Annotated in this window: 1 protein-coding gene and 1 pseudogene; both read right to left on the bottom strand. The window is 65.3% G+C overall.

Annotated features, from left to right (window positions below; genetic code table 11):
* The coding region (locus AC097L_RS25750; RefSeq protein WP_479589536.1) for a type IV pili methyl-accepting chemotaxis transducer N-terminal domain-containing protein at positions 1-780 on the bottom strand (780 nt) is incomplete at its 3' end.
* A 22-nt stretch (positions 781-802) separates the two neighbouring features.
* Positions 803-1,111 (bottom strand): annotated as a pseudogene (locus AC097L_RS25745) (chemotaxis protein CheW); the annotation flags it as partial.

Below are 1,111 nucleotides of genomic sequence, written 5' to 3'. Positions count from 1 at the left end.
GACGGCCTCGGGACTCACGCCTTCCATGGTCTGGAATTCATTCGCCGACTTGCCAATGCGCTGGGTCAGCATGACCAATTGGCCTGCGGCAGAAATCTCGGTCGGGCTGGCGGCCTGCTGCAATTTGAACGAGGCCACGGTTTCCGCGATTTCCAGCAGATCGGACGATTGGCGGTTGATGGTGTGCAGTGCGGCACCCACCTGGGTCAGGATTTTTTGCTGGCCCATGACGGTGGCGGCGTTCTTTTCGGCACGCTCCATCAGCGGGGTGATTTGGGCCATATCGGTCTGGGCATCGGCGTTGACCGCGCTCAGACGGTCGTCTCCAGCCTGCAGGCCGCGCACGTTCTTGGCCAGCACGTCGGCACTTTCGGCCACATCGGCAAACGCAGGTGCACTGCCCACCAGGGCTTGGGATACCGACTTGGCCAGGCGCTGGGACTGCATCAGGGCCTGGCCGGTGGCGGCCAGTTGCTGCGCCACCGTGTCGGCGCGGTGTAGGGCCCATGCGGCCACCACAGCCAGCACCAGCAGGGCCGCCCCCATCACCACCGCCAGAATCCGCTGGTGGGAGGTGGTGTGGCGGTGGCCCAGCAAGGGCAAGCTCACCCATTCGTCGGCTGCGTCAGGCGCATGCGGGCTGACAAAGCGGCTTTCGCCGAAGTCGTGGCTGGGGTGCGCCTTCGGCAGAACCGGGTAATCGGCCACGGTATCGGTCTCGGAATCCGCAGAGTCCTCCAGGGTCGGGTGGGAGTAGGACTTGTCGTCAACAGCGGGCATGGTGCAGCTTTCTGGAGGGGCCCTAAGCACTGATGCTCAGAAAAGAAGGAAGTTGGGACAGGCTCAGCAGGTTGATTTCCTGCCACGGCAAACCGGCCGCGTCGGTGTGGATGGGGCCCAGGTAGCCAGGTGCTCCCACGGGTGCCGGGGCGGACGCGGTAAATGCATCCGGGCCGCGCAGGCCGCTGAGCTGGTCTACCAGCATGGCGCAATTGAGCTCCATGCCCGCGTTGAACGACAGCAGGCTGCACTCGGACAAGGCCGCATCGCTGCGCAGCACCGGCGTGTCGGGGGCCATGAAGCGCACCAGATCGACCACGCCGCACAGGCC

It is taken from the genome of Rhodoferax sp. RT5P35, from assembly GCF_056521385.1.
This window is presented reverse-complemented; position numbering and strand designations above follow the sequence as displayed.